This window comes from Arthrobacter sp. Dra40 (assembly GCF_059091905.1).
The window spans coordinates 16,794-32,746 of record NZ_JBNHHB010000004.1 but is presented as its reverse complement, the minus strand read 5'-3'; the positions used below and the strand labels follow the sequence as shown (position 1 = coordinate 32,746).

Sequence of the window (15,953 nt, the reverse complement as noted above, 5' to 3'; positions counted from 1 at the left end):
TCTTATTGCCGGCGAGGCCGCAGATGCCAGGTTCGCCTGCCCGCCGTCCTCACTGAACCGCCAACACATCCAGAACTTTGGTGCGCCAGTATCCGTTGCGTCTTCTGCGGCGGTGTGGGTCGATGTAACCGGGCGGGATGAACCAGGGGATGCCGTATTCGACCACGATCTCCCAGTCGCCTTGTTCGACCAGGTCATGGTGAAAGATACATAACAACACGCCGTTGTTTACACTTGTCCGCCCGCCCCGGTACCAAGGCACGATGTGATGCGCCTCGCACCAGACCGCCGGCATCGTGCAGCCGGGAAACGCGCATCCGCAGTCCCGTACGGCGAGCGCCTTGCGGACCGCCGGGGTAAAGAACCGCGATGCGCGGCCCAGATCGAGGACCTCACTCTGCGAACCCAGCACGACCGGAATAATCGACGCGTCGCACGCCAGTTTCCGCACCGTCTTGACCGAGATGGGATGGCCGAACACCGGGTGCGCCGGGCCCATCAATTGGCCCGCGAGTTCCTTGAAACCGGTGGTGACCATGATCTGTGCGCGGTGCCCGCCGGTGGCCGGCAGCCTGCCAGCAGACAAAGCCACCATGCACCCGGCCACCAGACCGGCCAACTGCTTCTGCGCAAACGAACGCGGATCCAACATCGCGGCATCCGGATCCGTCGTTCCATCCTCGAACACAGTATGGTTTGTCCCGGTCGCGGGAGCGGGCAAGAACGCAGCGGTCCCCGGCACCTCGCCATCCCCGTCGACAGTGGTGCCGCCGGCAACGCCCGTGCCGTTGCCGGCAGTGATGTTCTCCCCGGCCAGCCGTGGATTGGTCGCCGTGTTCATCACCGTCGCCAACGCCTGGTACTGAGCGTCATCGGCCGCCAAAGTGAAGTAGTGCAGCCCCCCGCGCCGCCCCCGATAGAACACACCCTGCTTCGCGCGCAGCGCCGCCTCGGAAGGCTCCTTCCCGGCCGCGTCTGCGGCCGCTTCCCACATCCTGGCCACCTTGCCCAACACGTCCTGGTCGGCTTCTACCGCCTGAAGCACCAGCGCCGCTTCCATCTCCGACGCAGTATCCACCCCGGCAGTCGGACGCACCCGCGCCACCGCATCAGTGATCAGCGAGGCCGCCCGGCCCGCGATTCGGCCCTCTGCCAAGGCCTTCCCAAGCACCGGCAGCCGGACGCTCCCGGGCTCGCCTGAAGGCAGCCGTCCGGCGAGCGCAGCCTGACCCACCCTGATCCGCCGCTCTGCCTCGGCCGCACCGATCCCCAGTCGAGCCCGCAAATACTCGGCATTCGTGCGGAACTCCGTCCCCCTGCGGGCGCTGCCGTCCTCGCCCTTCTCCGCTCCCTGCCCGTCAGATCCGTCCGGACCGGTGCCGGCGCTCAATGCTTCCGCCGGATCAGCCCAACCGGGCTCCCCCGTGTCGGCACCCGCAGCAGGGACTGAGCCACCAGCCGGTGAAGATTCCGCGGCGCGGCAATCAGCAACCGCAGGGCCTCCGAAAAGTCCGTCCCGCTCCCCTACACGGGCAACATCGGCCCGCTCTACTGCCCATGCTCCTGCCAGCTGGAAGAACTCCACGAGCTTGGAGATGTCCTCAACAACCGCAACAGTCGCTGCCAGTTCGCGGGTGGACATCTGGTCCATTCCAGCGACGAAGCCGCCCGCCCCGCTGGCCAAGTCGACGCGCACTCGGTCCAGGGAAGCAAGTATCCCCGGGTCTTGTTCGAGCGGTGCAATGGCCATACTCCATTTTTCTTCGAACACAGATTCGAAGCAATCGGATTCCCCGATTGTGTAGGGATAGTCGCTGGAGTGCAGGCCGTGCTGTCCCGGGAGAAACGAGTGCTAGCTAGGCGAGTCCGACCCCGGACAGGTCCGAAGCCCTACCGTTATTTCCGAATCAGCTTGTGGGCGGCGGCCTGCGCCACCGGGCGCATGACGATCTGGTCAAGGTTCACGTGGTGCGGCACATTGAGAGAGTAGGCCACGACGTCGGCGACATCTTCGGCCAGCAGCGGCTTCTCCACACCGGCGTACACCTTGTCCGCTGCCGTCCGATCGCCGCCGAGACGGTTCAGCGAGAACTCTTCGGTCTGCACCAAGCCCGGCAGGATGTCGATCACGCGCACGTTGTGTTCGGCCTCCTCCAGCCGCAGGGTACCGGCCATGGAGTGCTGGGCGAACTTAGCGGCCACGTAGCCGCCGCCTCCTTCGTAAGCGACGATCCCCGCGGTGGAGGTCAGCAGCACGACCGAGCCTTCACCGTTCTCCCGCAGGGCCGGCAGGAACGCCTGGATCATCCGCAGCGAGCCGAGGACATTGACGTTGTACATCTTTTCCCAGTCGGCGGACTTTCCTTCGGCGATCGAATCCACTCCGAAGGCGCCGCCGGCGATATTCACCAGCGCGTCGATCCCACCGCCCGAGAGCACATCGGCCACTAACTGATCGACAGAGTCCTGGTCGGTCACATCGCCGGGCAGCGCCACTGCGCCGGTTTCTTCTGCGAGCGCGGCGAGCCGGTCTGCACGCCGCGCCACAGCCACGACCTCCCAACCGCTTCCGCGCAGCGCCCGCACGGTGGCGGCGCCGATACCCGAACTTGCTCCCGTTACTACTGCGCGCTTCGTCATGGATCACAGCCTAATGGCGAACGAAAACGGAGGCTCACGAGGACGACGCCGCTGCGAGCCGATGGAATGCTTCGGGATCCGTTCGTCATTGCTAGGCCGAGGAGTGGCTGAGTGGCGGGAAAGAGTACCTCACCGAGCGCATGGGCAATGACCGAATGATCAGCAGGGTCTATCGGGTGATCAGGAGTGGCTTCAGCGGCATCGCGCACGATACGCGCTCGAGTTCGACGCCGGCGGCCGCGCCCGAAACGCGGTTGTTCCGGCCGGTGTCATCACACCAGTCGATGTTGTAGGGCAGCGCGGTCACCGAGGCCTCGCCGGCCGCAGTTTCGGAAGGAACCGTAAATGTATAAGTGAAGCCGCCGCCGTCGTTCATTGGAGCGGTTTCGTGGAGAACTTCTGCACCGGAAGCATCTGTCACGATCACTTCAATCTGTGCCTCGGCGCCGTAGCGCGGGTCGCAGCCGGCGTCCGGCGCAGACACCTTTACAGTCTGCCCCGGAGTCGCCTCCGCAGGCCTCACGGAATAGTCCGGCGGAAGACAAGGCGGAGCCGCGAGCCCCGTGATAACCCCGCACCCCGCCATGGAACCGCCCAGAACCACTGCAACCACGATGGCCAGGACGGCGGCGCCCCGTGCGCTGCCACCTGTGCGGCGGCCCCCGACTCGAGTCATCCGATCCCGCGGGCGGCCGGCACCACGCGATTCCCCCGTCCGCCGCCGCATGTCAGCCGGATTCCCTGCCGAGTTCCTCCAGGATCAAGTCCCGTAGCACCGCCGCCTGGTTGTGCGTCTCATCCTTGGCGCCGTAGAGCAGGCAGAGCTTCGGATGCTCGCGGGCCAGCTCCAGCAAGCGCTTCAGCGCCTCGGAGCCGTCCAGCTCCTTGCGGTACGCCACCGTAAACGCTTCGAACTTCTCGGGCTGGTGGCTGAACTCCTTGCGCAACTCGGCGGATGTCCCCGCTTCCTTCAGCCAGAGGTCCAGCCCCGCATCGTCCTTCTTGATCCCGCGCGGCCAGAGCCGGTCCACCAACACCCGGTAGCCGTCGCCGTCGTCGGCCGGTTCGTAGACCCGCTTGATCTGAACGTCCGTCATAGCCGCATGCTACGCGAGGCGGGCCGGGGCAGGTAGGGCGGGCACCACCGTCGTGAATCTTCATTCCGTGCCCGGCATGAAAGAATGGCCAGCATGGCAGAACATACCCCGGGCACAGACACGCCCGTTTCCGTAAACGTTCCCGACAAGCCCGCCCTCGAAGGCCTTGAGGACGCCCTGACCCGGCGCTGGCGCGGGGAGGGAACCTACAAGTTCAACCCTGAGACCACGCGGGAGCAGGTCTACTCGATCGATACTCCCCCGCCGACGGCGTCCGGCTCGCTGCATGTGGGACACATGTTCTCCTACACCCAGACCGACGTGCTGGCCCGCTATCAGCGGATGCGCGGGATGAACGTGTTCTATCCGATGGGCTGGGACGACAACGGCCTGCCCACCGAGCGCCGCGTGCAGAACTTCTATGGCGTGCGCTGCGACCCGTCGGTGCCGTACAACCCGGACTACCAGCCGCCGGCCACGCCGGCGAAGAACCAGCGCGATTTCGACGTCGTCTCCCGCCGGAACTTCATTGAGCTCTGCGAGACCCTGGCGGTGGAGGACGAGAAGGTTTTCGAGAACCTCTTCAGCACGCTGGGCCTGTCCGTGGACTGGGACCTGACCTACCGCACCATCGACGACGTGTCACGCTCGGTCTCGCAGCGCGCCTTCCTGGCCAACCTGACCGCCGGCGACGCCTACATGGCCGAGGCCCCCACGCTCTGGGACGTCACGTTCCGCACCGCCGTCGCGCAGGCCGAGCTTGAGGACCGGGAGATGCCCGGCGCCTACTACCGCTACGCCTTCGAGACCGCCGACGGCGAGAAGGTCCACATCGAGACCACCCGTCCCGAGCTGCTGCCGGCCTGCGTGGCGCTGGTGGCGCACCCCGACGACGAGCGCTACCAGAAGCTGTTCGGCACCACCGTGAAGTCCCCGCTGTTCGGCGTGGAGGTAGAGGTCAAGGCCCACCCGCTGGCCAAGCCGGAGAAGGGCGCCGGCATTGCCATGGTCTGCACCTTCGGCGACCTGACCGACGTGACCTGGTGGCGCGAACTGCAGCTGCCCACCCGCTCGATCGTGGGCCGCGACGGCCGGATAGTGGCCGAGACGCCGGAGTGGATCACCACCGAAGAGGGCACGGCGAACTATGCAGAGCTGGCCGGCAAGACCGTGTTCTCCGCCAAGGAGAAGGTGGTGGAACTGCTGACCGCCGGCGGCGAGCTGGACGGCGAACCCAAGAAGATGTCCCACCCGGTCAACTTCTACGAAAAGGGCGACAAGCCGCTGGAGGTCGTCACCTCGCGCCAGTGGTACATCCGCAACGGCGGCCGGGACGAGGACCGGCGGATGAGGCTGATCGGCCGCGGCCGGGAGATCGAGTTCCACCCGGCGTTCATGCGCTCGCGCTACGAAAACTGGATCGAAGGCCTCAACGGCGACTGGCTGGTCTCCCGGCAGCGCTTCTTCGGTGTGCCGATCCCGGTCTGGTACCCGCTGGACGCCTCCGGCAACCCCGACTACGACAACCCGGTGCTGCCGAGCGATGAGATGCTGCCGGTCGATCCGGCCGCCGAGCCCGCCCCGGGCTTCGAGGAGTCGCAGCGCAACCAGCCCGGCGGCTTCATCGGCGACGCGGATGTGCTGGACACCTGGGCCACTTCGTCGCTGACGCCGCAGATTGTGGGCAAGTGGAGCCGGGACGAGGCGTTCTTCAACAACGTCTTCCCGTTCGACGTCCGCCCGCAGGGCCACGACATCATCCGCACCTGGCTGTTCTCCACTGCGGTGCGCGCCGATGCACTGAACGGCTGCGCGCCGTGGAAGCACGCGGCGCTCTCCGGCTGGATCCTGGACCCGGACCGCAAGAAGATGTCCAAGTCCAAGGGCAACGTGGTGGTCCCCACCGACGTGCTGGAGCAGTTCGGTGCGGACGCGGTCCGCTACTGGGCGGCCTCCGCCAAGCTCGGCGCGGACACCGCCTACGAGGTCGCGCAGATGAAGATCGGCCGCCGGCTGGCGATCAAGCTGCTCAACGCCTCCAAGTTCGTGCTGAACCTGGGCGCCACCGAGGCGTCGGTGATTGCCGACGACGCGGCTGTGGTCACCAACCCGTTGGACATCTCGCTGCTGGGCCAGCTGGCCGACGTGGTGGAAACCGCCACGGCGGCGTTCGAGAAGTACGACCACGCCCGGGCACTGCAGGTCACCGAGAGCTTCTTCTGGTCCTTCACCGACGACTACGTGGAACTGATCAAGGACCGCGCTTACGGTGCCGCCGGCCAGGCGGAGCAGGACTCGGTCCTGGCCACCCTGGCCACCACGCTGGACGCGCTGCTGCGCCTGTTCGCGCCGTTCCTGCCCTTCGCCACCGAAGAGGTCTGGAGCTGGTGGCGCGCCGGTTCCGTGCACCGTGCCGAATGGCCGACGACGGCGGGGCTCGCCTCGGTTGCCTCCGGCGCGGACAAGGGCCTGCTGGGCACCGTCGGGCTGGCGCTGGGCGGGATCCGCAAGGCCAAGTCGGAAGCCAAGGTCAAGCAGCGCACCGAAGTGCTCACCGCCACGATCAGCGGGTCGGCCGCCCAGGTTGCGCAGCTGGAGGCCGGGCTGGGCGACCTGAAGGCCGCCGGCAATGCCCGCGAGGTCATGCTGGCCGAGGCCGAGGGCGAGTTGACCGTCACCAAGGTGGAGCTTGCCGCCGCGGAGGCTGCGGCCGAGTAACCGCCGCCGGGCCGTTCAGGCGGACCCGTTAACGAGGGGAAGCCCCATCAGCGTTTCGCCGTTGGTGGGGCTTCGACTCTTTTGATCCAAAGGTGACGGCTTTGGGTCTCGCGAACTCCGCTGATTTTCAGGTCTTCCTAGCCTCGTCACTGGCTGGCAGTTTGTGGAGCTAGTCCACTACTTGTCACTGAATCTTTGGTGTTCGGTCCCGCATCTTTTGGTGGATGCGTATAGATATTTATACTCCTGCGCAAGCAGACACGCCATAGCTCGCCGAATTTAATTTCAGGCTGGCTACGGCGCGTCGGCTTGAGGCAGTTGATCGCCGCCGATGGGTCCGGCGGAACCGATCAGTCGAATTCGGGGCTGGTCGTCCGGGAGCGCTTGATCTCGTAGAAGTACGGGAAGTCGGCCAGCGCCACGGCGCCGTCGAAGATCTTGCCGGCGGCCTCACCGCGCGGAATGCGCGTCATCACCGGTCCGAAGAAGGCTGTGCCGTTGAAGGCCACCACCGGGGTTCCGACTTCGTCGCCCACCTTGGAGATGCCTTCCTCGTGGCTGGCGCGCAGCTGCTCGTCGTACTCGTCCGAGGTGGCGAAGCGGGCCAGGTCAGCGGGCAGTCCGACCTCTTCCAAGGCGGCGGCGGTGACGGACTCGTAGTCCTTGTTGCCGCCGTTGTGGATGCGGGTGCCCATGGCGTCGTAGAGCTTCCCGACGTAGGCATCGCCGTGCAGCTGCTGGGCGGCAATGATCACGCGCACCGGCCCCCAGGCCTGCTTGAGGAACTCCTTGTATTCTTCCGGCAGCTCATCGCGGCCATCGTTGAGCACGGCCAGGCTCATCACGTGCCAGTCCACCTTCACGTCGCGGACCTTCTCCACCTCCAGGATCCAGCGGGAGGTGATCCAGGCGAACGGGCAGGCCGGATCGAACCAGAAGTCGACGGTGGACGGTGCAGCGTTTTCAGACATATGGCAGTGCTCCTTCATGAGGACCGGTTATGGGTGCTGTTCTGCGTAACTGCGCCGCCGGAGGATTTGTTCCGCCACGGCACAGCGCGCGGCAGCTGGCTGCGACGCACGTACGGCCGCACCGGCTCCGCGGTCAGGCAGAGTCGCGGCGGCGGATGGCTTCCACATCGTGCGGGATGAGCGTGGGCTCGGTCCCGTTCAGGACCGTCGCCGCGGTGATCACGGCGGTGGCAATGTCCTCGCGGCCGGGCAGGTCGAACATAATCGGCTGCAGGGTCTCTTCCATGATCGCGCGCAGACCGCGGGCGCCGGTTCCCCGTTCCAACGCCAGGTCGGCGACGGCTTCCAGTGCGTCCTGCTCGAAGGCCAGCTCGACGCCGTCAAGCTGGAACATCTTCTGGTACTGCCGCAGCAGCGCGTTCTTCGGTTCGGTGAGGATCTTGATCAGCGCCGGCCTGTCCAGTTCGGACACCGTGGTGATCACCGGCAGGCGGCCGATGAACTCCGGGATCAGCCCGAACTTGAGCAGGTCTTCCGGCATGACCTCGCCGTAGTTGTCCTGCTGCTGGACGGCGTCCTTCAGCGGGGCGCCAAAGCCGATACCCGTGCGGCCGGCCCGCGAGCCGATGATCTCTTCCAGCCCGGCGAAGGCGCCGGCAACAATGAAGAGGATGTTGGTGGTGTCGATCTGGAGGAACTCCTGCTGCGGGTTCTTTCGTCCGCCCTGCGGCGGCACCGAAGCTACGGTTCCTTCCAGGATCTTCAGCAGCGCCTGCTGCACGCCTTCGCCGGAGACGTCCCGGGTGATCGACGGGCCGTCGCCCTTGCGGGTCACCTTGTCGATCTCGTCGATGTAGATGATGCCCTGCTCGGCCTTCTTGATGTCATGGTCCGCGGCCTGGATCAGCTTGAGCAGGATGTTCTCCACATCCTCGCCTACGTACCCGGCCTCGGTCAGCGACGTGGCGTCGGCCACCGCGAACGGTACGTTCAGCTGGCGCGCCAGGGTCTGGGCCAGGTAGGTCTTGCCGCAGCCGGTGGGACCGATCAGCAGCACGTTAGATTTGGCGATCTCCACGTCCTGCAGCTCGCCGGCGGCGGCCAGCGCGGCGTTGCCCGGGGCCGCGTGGCCGGAGCGGATGCGCTTGTAGTGGTTGTAGACCGCCACCGCGAGGGCGCGCTTGGCCGGTTCCTGACCGATCACGTATTCCTGCAGGAACCCGAAGATTTCCCGCGGCTTGGGCAGCTCCAGCAATTCAGAGGCGGCCACGCCGGCACCGAATTCTTCCTCCAGCAGCTCGTTGCACAGCCCGACGCATTCATCGCAAATGTAGACGCCGCCGCCGGCGATCAGCTTCTTGACCTGCTTCTGGCTCTTCCCGCAGAACGAGCAGGTGAGAAGCTCCGCGCTTCCGGCGGTGCGGGCCATAGTGTGTCCCCTTGTCTGGTCCTCGAGCGGTCGTCCGGTGGTGGTCGGTGGTGCAGTGTCAGGCGGACTTGTTCCGCCGCTTGGCCACCACGTCGTGGGATATCAGCGTCGGCTCCGTCTTGTTCAGCACCGCGTCGGCGGTGATCACCACGGAGGCAATATCCTCGCGGCTGGGCAGGTCGAACATCACTGGCTGCAGGGTCTCTTCGATGATCGCCCGGAGCCCGCGGGCACCGGTCCCCCGCTCCAGCGCGAGGTCAGCCACTGCTTCCAGGGCATCCTGCTCAAAGCTCAGTTCAACGCCGTCCAGCTGGAACATCTTCTGGTACTGCCGCAGCAAGGCATTCTTCGGCTCGGTGAGGATCTTGATCAGTGCCGGGCGGTCCAAGTTGGACACCGTCGTGATCACCGGCAGACGGCCGATGAACTCCGGAATCAGGCCGAACTTCAGCAGATCCTCGGGCATGACCTCGCCGTAGCTGTCCTTTTCCGCTGCCGCGTCCTTGAGCGGGGCGCCGAAGCCGATGCCCTTGCGGCCGGCCCGCGACCCGATGATCTCCTCCAGCCCGGCGAAGGCACCGGCCACGATGAAGAGCACGTTGGTGGTGTCGATCTGGATGAATTCCTGGTGCGGATGCTTCCGTCCGCCCTGCGGCGGAACCGAGGCCACGGTTCCCTCCAGGATCTTCAGCAGGGCCTGCTGCACGCCTTCACCGGAGACGTCGCGGGTGATCGACGGGTTCTCGCTCTTGCGCGAGATCTTGTCGATCTCGTCGATGTAGATGATGCCCTGCTCGGCCTTCTTCACGTCATAGTCGGCGGCCTGGATCAGCTTCAGCAGGATGTTCTCCACATCCTCGCCCACGTAGCCGGCCTCGGTCAGCGCGGTGGCGTCTGCCACGGCGAAGGGAACGTTGAGCCGGCGAGCGAGCGTCTGCGCCAAATAGGTCTTGCCGCAGCCGGTGGGGCCGATCAGCAGGATGTTGGACTTGGAGACCTCTACGTCTTCCAGCGGACTGGCATCGGAGAGGTTGGCCGTCCCTTTGGGGGCATGGCCGGACTGGATGCGCTTGTAGTGGTTGTAGACCGCCACGGCCAGCGCGCGCTTGGCGGGCTCCTGGCCGATCACGTACTCCTGCAGGAAATCGAAGATTTCGCGCGGCTTGGGCAGTTCAAAGCTGCCCAAGTCCGAAACCTCGGCCAGCTCCTCTTCAATGATCTCGTTGCACAGCTCGATGCATTCATCGCAGATGTACACGCCGGGGCCGGCGATCAGCTTCCGGACCTGTTTCTGGCTCTTGCCGCAGAAAGAGCACTTGAGCAGGTCAGCGCTCTCACCTATGCGAGCCATATCCGTCCCCTTACTTGGTTCTACGTCGGCACTTGCTGCGGCATTGCAGTCTCAACCCCGCCTAGAATGCCGAGTTGGTGCTGCGCTGCCGAAGCTAGCTGACACCAACTCTAATTCACTGCGCCGACAGTTTCAGTAACCACACTGCCCGTGGTGCGATATGACGCGCCACGGGCAGTGAAGGCAATCCGGCAATCTTACTCGGTATTACTTGGTGATCGCTGGTTTGTGGATCTTGCGGGAGTCGAGCACCTGGTCGATCAGCCCGTATTCCAGGGCGCCATCGGCCGTGAGGATCTTGTCGCGCTCGATGTCCTTATTAACCTGGGCCGCATCCTTGCCCGAATGCATGGCCAGCGCGTTCTCCAGCCAGGCGCGCATCCGCATGACTTCGTCCGCCTGGATCTGCAGGTCGGAGGCCTGGCCGCGTTCGCCGCCGCCCAGCGCCGGCTGGTGGATCAGCACCCGGGCGTTCGGCAGGGCCAAACGCTTGCCCGGCGTACCAGCCGCCAGCAGCACGGCAGCAGCGCTGGCAGCCTGGCCCAGGCACACGGTCTGGATTTCCGGTCGGATGTACTGCATGGTGTCGTAGATCGCAGTCATCGCGGTGAACGAACCGCCCGGCGAGTTGATGTAGATGGTGATGTCGCGGTCCGGGTCCGTCGACTCAAGCACCAGCAGCTGGGCCATCACGTCGTCGGCAGAGGCGTCGTCCACCTGGACACCCAGGAAGATGATGCGGTCCTCGAACAACTTGGTGTAGGGATCCTGGCGCTTGAAGCCGTACGGCGTGCGCTCCTCGAACTGGGGCAGCACATAGCGGCTCTGCGGCATATTCGCGGCGTGACCGCCGGCAGCGGCACCGAAGTTGTAGTTCATGAGATTCTCCTGCTTGTATTCGGGTCGGTGGCGCGTGGGCTCAGGATTCCGTCGTCGAGGCGGAGTCGCTTTGCGTCCCGCCGCCGCCGGTGACGCCGCCTGCGTGGGCGGAGATTTTGTCGAAGAACCCGTAGGCCAGGCCCTCCTCGGCCGTGAACCACTTGTCGCGGTCGTTGTCGATCAGGATCTGCTCAACCGTCTGCCCGGTCTGCTCGGCGGTCAGCTCGGCCATGACCTGCTTCATGTGCAGGATCAGCTCGGCCTGGATCCGGATGTCCGATGCCGTGCCGCCGATGCCGCCGGACGGCTGGTGCATCAGGATCCGGGCGTGCGGGGTGGCGTAGCGCTTGCCCTTGGTGCCCGAGGACAGCAGGAACTGGCCCATCGACGCCGCCAGGCCGGTAGCCACGGTAACCACGTCGTTCGGGATGAACTTCATGGTGTCGTAGATGGCCATGCCGGCCGTGACCGAGCCGCCGGGCGAGTTGATGTAGAGGTAGATGTCCTTTTCCGGGTCCTCGGCCGAGAGCAGCAGCAGCTGCGAGCAGATGGCGTTGGCGTTCTCGTCCCGCACCTCGGAACCGAGCCAGATGATGCGCTCTTTGAGCAGCCGGTTGTAGATGTAGTCTTCGCGGCTAGCGGCCTCGACCGTTGCCATCTTCGGAGTGGCGGATTCATTCGACATGCTGAAATACCTCTCGCTTCTTCCCCGGGCCATTCCGTCATCCGGCGGCCCTCGGGTCGTTTATCTACTTGGACAGTAACGTGTTCGGCTGCCCGATTCCTCCCTGACGACGCACTGTTCGCTGACGGCGCATCAGGCCAGTGTTGGCGCGGGAAAACCTCTGCCTGCAGCAGAATAACGACGCCGGAGCTTGCCTTCCGCAGGGCCGTTCACCACGCGCTCAACGCGCCTTTTCCAACGGGCCGAAAGTCGCGCGCCCGCACCAGGCACCGCCTTCGTACAACCCTTCAGAGGCGAGGCGGCACCGCCGTCGTGCGCGCATTGGCGCCACGTCATGCCCGAGGCGGGCACCGCCGTCGTGCACGGGAGTTAAAGCGGCGGACCGCCGGCCCCTTGCGGGAGTCCGGCGGTCCGTCCTGCGGCAGTGCCGCTACTTCTTCGGAGCTTCCTCGGCGGCCTCTTCGGCAGCGTCGGTGTCCTCCATCGACTCGGTGTCGGCGGCGTCTGCTTCGGCTTCGTCGCCGCTCTCCGCGCTGTCGGCGTTAGCAGCCTCGGCTTCGGCAGCCTGGATCATGTCCTCGACGTTCGGCTCTTCCTCGCCGGCGGGGCGGACGAAGTCGCTCAGGTCAACCTCGTTGCCGTTGGTGTCAGTGACCTTGGCCAGTTCCAGGACCTTGGCCAGCGCCTTGCGGCGGCGGACCTCGCCCACCATCATGCCGACCTGGCCGGACTGGTCCAGCAGTTGCGCGAACTGGTTCGGGTCCATGCCGTACTGGCCGGCGGAGGAGACGATGTAATCGATCAGTTCGGCCTGGCTGACGCCCAGCTCTTCCTTGTCGGCCACGGCGTCGAGCACGATTTCGTTCTGGAAGGCCTTCGCGGTGTTCTCGCGGACCTCGGCGCGGTGCTCCTCGGTGTCGTGGTCTTCACCGTGGCTGCTTTCCGCGCGGAAGTGCTGTTCCATCTGCTCTTCGACGACGGAATCCGGCACCGGGACCTCGACCAGCTCCATGAGCTTGTCCAGCACCTTGTCACGGGCCTCGATGCCCTGCTCCATGACCTTGGCGTCGGCGGCCTGCTTGGCCAGGTCTTCCTTCAGCTCGGCGATGGTGTCGAATTCGCTCGCCAGCTGGGCGAAGTCGTCGTCGGCCTCGGGCAGCTCGCGCTCCTTGACGGCCTTCAGCTTCACCGTGACGGTGGCGTCCTGACCGGCGTGCTCGCCGCCGGCCAGCTTGGTCTCGAACGTGGCGTCTTCGCCGGCGCTCAGCGCGGTGACGGCTTCGTCCAGGCCTTCCAGCATGGTGCCGGCGCCTACCTGGTAGGACAGGTCGGCGGCGGAATCAACCTCTTCGCCGTCCACCTTGGCGGACAGGTCCATGGTGATGAAGTCGTCGGCAGCGGCCGGACGGTCAACGGTCTTCAGGGTGCCGAAGCGGCCGCGCAGGTCGTCCAGCGCCTTCTGCACGTCTTCTTCGGAAGCCTCGGTGGCCTCAACGGTGACCTCGAGGCCGGCGTACTCGGGCAGCTCGATCTCGGGGCGGATGTCAACCTCCACGTGGAAGGCCAGCTGGCCCTCGGTGGCGGTGGGATCCGGGACCTCGGTGATTTCAACCTCGGGGCGGCTCAGCGGGCGGATGCCGGTCTCTTCGATGGCGCCCTGGTAGAAGCCGTTCAGGCCCTCGTTGATGGCGGTCTCGATCACGTAGCCGCGGCCAACGCGCTGGTCGATCAGCTTGGCGGGAACCTTGCCCTTGCGGAAGCCGGGAACCTGGATCTGGCCCGCGATGGTCTTGTACGCCGCGTCGATGCTGGGCTTGAGTTCCTCAAAGGGGACCTCAACGTTGAGCTTGACCCGGGTGGGGGTGAGGGTTTCGACAGCGCTCTTCACAGCGTTAGGACTCCTGATAGCTATAGGGGTTAAATCTGCACCAAGAATACAGAGTCGGGGCGACAGGACTCGAACCTGCGATCTCCTGCTCCCAAAGCAGGCGCGCTAGCCACTACGCTACGCCCCGTAGTGCACACGCAAGTCTACGGGCTATCCCGGCCTGCTGCACAATTACGTTCCGCGGTGCCGCTGCGCCGATGAAACCCTGGCACCGCAGCCGCTAACAGAAAAGGCGGCCCTACTGGACCGCCTCTCACTGCGAGGGGATGACGGGAATCGAACCCGCGTAATCAGTTTGGAAGACTGAGGCTCTACCATTGAGCTACATCCCCGAGGACGTTGAAACTTTAGCACGACGGCGGCCCCGTTCAACAAATCGGCCGGGCCGCTGCTGGGGAAACCATGCGTCCCTACTGACTCCTGCACGGCAGGGTCAAGCGTCGAGGACAGGGCCTATGGACCCTGCCCTAGCAGTCGGGCTAGCGGGCCAACTAATCCGCGCCGCTCTTGCGCCGCCTCCCCAGCCCCAGCGCGCAACGCACCGGTGAGGACAGGGTTTTGCCGCCGAGGGCGGGGTTTAGCTGCGAAGGCAGGGTGTATATCCCCTGCCTTCGCCGATAAACCCCGCCCTCGCGCATCAGGCAGGGCCGGCAGGTGAGAAAGCCGCGCGAACAGGCAGCAACCCTGCCCGAAAGCAGGCAGGGCCGGCAGGTGAGAAAGCCGCGCGAACAGGCCGGCAACCCGCCGGAATCAGGCCGGCAACCCTGCCGGAATCAGGCCGAGCAACTCGCCGAAAGTCAGGCGGGCTGGCAGGAGGGGCACCAGTAGAGCTTGCGGGCTGCCATGTCCGTCAGTGCCACCGCGGTGCCGCAAACCCGGCAAGCCATGCCCTGCCGCTGGTACACGTAATAGGCGTTGTCCGGCCAGACCGGCAGCACCCCACCGGCCGAGTCGGTGTCCCTGTGTTCGGGCCGGGTGGTGATGATTTTGCCGTCGCGGACGCCGTCGCCCATCACATCCACGATGTCCGCCCATAACAGTCCGGCTTCCTCCGGGGACAATTGCTTGCCGGGCAGCCAGGGGCTCAGGCCGCGGCGGAACAGCGTCTCGGCCCGGTAGATATTGCCAACGCCGGCCACCACGTTTTGGTCCATCAGCAGCTGCCCCACGGCGGTGCGCTTGGAGGTCAGCCGGCGGACAAACTCGGCGGCCCGGTCGGTCCCGGCCAGCAACGGGTCAACCCCAGCCTGCAACGGGTCAGCCCCGGCAGACCGAGGGTCACGATCGCCCTGCAGCGGGTCCGGACCCAATTTGCCGACGACGGCGGACGCCTCCTCGGGCGTGAGCACCTCGCAGGCGGTGGGGCCGCGGAGGTCCGCCCAGCCGTGGTCGGACACCAGCCGGACCCGCACCTGGCCCACCGGCTCCGGCGGGCCGTCGTACGCAACGGGAGCACCGTCGTCGTACGTTTCCCTCTCCCCCACCCGGCGCGGCGCCCCGATGCTGGAAGCGCCGCGGAAGGTCGCGTCCCCACCGAAACTCCACGCCCCGTACAGGCCCAGGTGGACCCGGAGCACCAGGCCGTTGTCGAAGTGCAGGAACAGCTGCTTGCCGTGTGCGCGGGCGGCCAGCAGCGTGGCCCCGTCAAGCCGGGCGGCGCCGGCGGTGAAGCGGCCCTGCGGGCTGGAGACGGCAAGCCGCGCGCCGGCGAAAACGTCCTGGAACTGGCGGGCCAGGCGGTGGACCGAATGGCCTTCGGGCATGGTTAGGCCGGGACCTCGCCGGTGGTTTCGTAGGAGGCGATCTTGCCGATCCGGCGAGCGTGGCGTTCGGCGTTGGAGAACGGCTCGGCCAGGAACGCCTCGATGATGGCGGTGGCTTCCTCCACGCTGTGCATGCGGCCGCCGACGGCGACGACGTTGGCGTCGTTGTGCTCGCGGGCCAGCTTGGCGGTGTCCAGGTTCCAAGCCAGCGCCGCGCGGATGCCCTTGACCTTGTTGGCCGCGATCTGCTCGCCGTTGCCGGAGCCGCCCAGCACGATGCCCAGCGCTTGCACTCCGGCGGCCTGGTCTGCCACCACGGCGAGCGCGGCGTTGATACAGAACGAGGGGTAGTCGTCCTCGGCGTCGTACGCGGTGGGTCCGTGGTCGATGACCTCGTGGCCCTGGCCGGTCAGGTGCTCAATCAGGTGGTGGCTGAGGTCCAGGCCGGCGTGGTCGGTGGCAATGTGAACGCGCATGAGGTCCTTCTGTTGCGTGCGGGGAGGGAGATTGGCGGCTTCCAGCCTACTGGAGG

13 protein-coding genes and 2 tRNA genes are annotated in these 15,953 nt (G+C 66.0%); 1 reads left to right on the top strand and 14 read right to left on the bottom strand.

Annotated elements, in window-relative coordinates; translation table 11 throughout:
• Nucleotides 1–49: 49 nt before the first annotated feature.
• The 4 genes from AC5RWT_RS03355 to AC5RWT_RS03340 all read right to left on the bottom strand — a co-directional run bounded on the left by AC5RWT_RS03355 (nt 50) and on the right by AC5RWT_RS03340 (nt 3,737).
• Nucleotides 50–1,750 carry an HNH endonuclease signature motif containing protein gene (locus AC5RWT_RS03355; protein ID WP_494079135.1) on the bottom strand — a complete coding sequence of 567 codons (1,701 nt, stop codon included), beginning with the start codon at nt 1,748–1,750 and terminating at the stop codon, nt 50–52.
• A 146-nt stretch (nt 1,751–1,896) separates the two neighbouring features.
• Entirely contained in the window at nt 1,897–2,640 is a 744-nt protein-coding gene (locus AC5RWT_RS03350; protein ID WP_494079134.1) for an SDR family oxidoreductase, read from the bottom strand.
• A 169-nt stretch (nt 2,641–2,809) separates the two neighbouring features.
• Nucleotides 2,810–3,124, bottom strand: a complete 315-nt coding sequence (locus AC5RWT_RS03345; protein ID WP_494079133.1) for a hypothetical protein — start codon at nt 3,122–3,124, stop codon at nt 2,810–2,812.
• Nucleotides 3,125–3,368: 244 nt separating this feature from the next.
• Nucleotides 3,369–3,737, bottom strand: a complete 369-nt coding sequence (locus tag AC5RWT_RS03340) for a DUF488 domain-containing protein (protein WP_494079132.1) — start codon at nt 3,735–3,737, stop codon at nt 3,369–3,371.
• A 93-nt stretch (nt 3,738–3,830) separates the two neighbouring features.
• Between AC5RWT_RS03340 and valS the strand changes: the two genes are divergently transcribed.
• Nucleotides 3,831–6,455 (top strand): valine--tRNA ligase, encoded by a 2,625-nt coding sequence (gene valS, locus AC5RWT_RS03335; RefSeq protein ID WP_494079131.1) that lies wholly within the window; start codon nt 3,831–3,833, stop codon nt 6,453–6,455.
• 350 nt (nt 6,456–6,805) lie between these two features.
• On the opposite strand, the gene AC5RWT_RS03330 is transcribed toward valS, so the two are convergent.
• The 10 genes from AC5RWT_RS03330 to AC5RWT_RS03285 form a co-directional block, all read right to left on the bottom strand.
• Nucleotides 6,806–7,426 carry a mycothiol-dependent nitroreductase Rv2466c family protein gene (locus tag AC5RWT_RS03330; protein WP_494043597.1) on the bottom strand — a complete coding sequence of 207 codons (621 nt, stop codon included), beginning with the start codon at nt 7,424–7,426 and terminating at the stop codon, nt 6,806–6,808.
• Nucleotides 7,427–7,559: 133 nt separating this feature from the next.
• Nucleotides 7,560–8,855 carry an ATP-dependent Clp protease ATP-binding subunit ClpX gene (gene clpX / locus AC5RWT_RS03325; protein WP_494079130.1) on the bottom strand — a complete coding sequence of 432 codons (1,296 nt, stop codon included), beginning with the start codon at nt 8,853–8,855 and terminating at the stop codon, nt 7,560–7,562.
• A gap of 58 nt (nt 8,856–8,913) precedes the next feature.
• The gene (gene clpX, locus AC5RWT_RS03320; protein WP_494079129.1) at nt 8,914–10,206 is read right to left on the bottom strand and encodes an ATP-dependent Clp protease ATP-binding subunit ClpX; all 1,293 of its coding nucleotides are present in this window, start codon (nt 10,204–10,206) and stop codon (nt 8,914–8,916) included.
• 207 nt (nt 10,207–10,413) lie between these two features.
• Entirely contained in the window at nt 10,414–11,085 is a 672-nt protein-coding gene (locus AC5RWT_RS03315; RefSeq protein ID WP_494079128.1) for an ATP-dependent Clp protease proteolytic subunit, read from the bottom strand.
• A gap of 40 nt (nt 11,086–11,125) precedes the next feature.
• Nucleotides 11,126–11,743, bottom strand: coding sequence for an ATP-dependent Clp protease proteolytic subunit (locus tag AC5RWT_RS03310; protein WP_127513857.1), 618 nt, complete (start codon nt 11,741–11,743; stop codon nt 11,126–11,128).
• A gap of 457 nt (nt 11,744–12,200) precedes the next feature.
• Nucleotides 12,201–13,658: a trigger factor gene (tig, locus tag AC5RWT_RS03305; RefSeq protein WP_494079127.1), complete on the bottom strand. Its 1,458-nt coding sequence runs from the start codon at nt 13,656–13,658 to the stop codon at nt 12,201–12,203.
• Between the two features lie 54 nt (nt 13,659–13,712).
• Nucleotides 13,713–13,785 (bottom strand) — tRNA-Pro (locus AC5RWT_RS03300).
• Between the two features lie 134 nt (nt 13,786–13,919).
• Nucleotides 13,920–13,990, bottom strand: a tRNA-Gly gene (locus tag AC5RWT_RS03295).
• Nucleotides 13,991–14,455: 465 nt separating this feature from the next.
• Nucleotides 14,456–15,421, bottom strand: coding sequence for an Fpg/Nei family DNA glycosylase (locus tag AC5RWT_RS03290; RefSeq protein ID WP_494079126.1), 966 nt, complete (start codon nt 15,419–15,421; stop codon nt 14,456–14,458).
• A gap of 2 nt (nt 15,422–15,423) precedes the next feature.
• Entirely contained in the window at nt 15,424–15,897 is a 474-nt protein-coding gene (locus AC5RWT_RS03285; RefSeq protein WP_494079125.1) for a ribose-5-phosphate isomerase, read from the bottom strand.
• Nucleotides 15,898–15,953 lie beyond the last annotated feature (56 nt).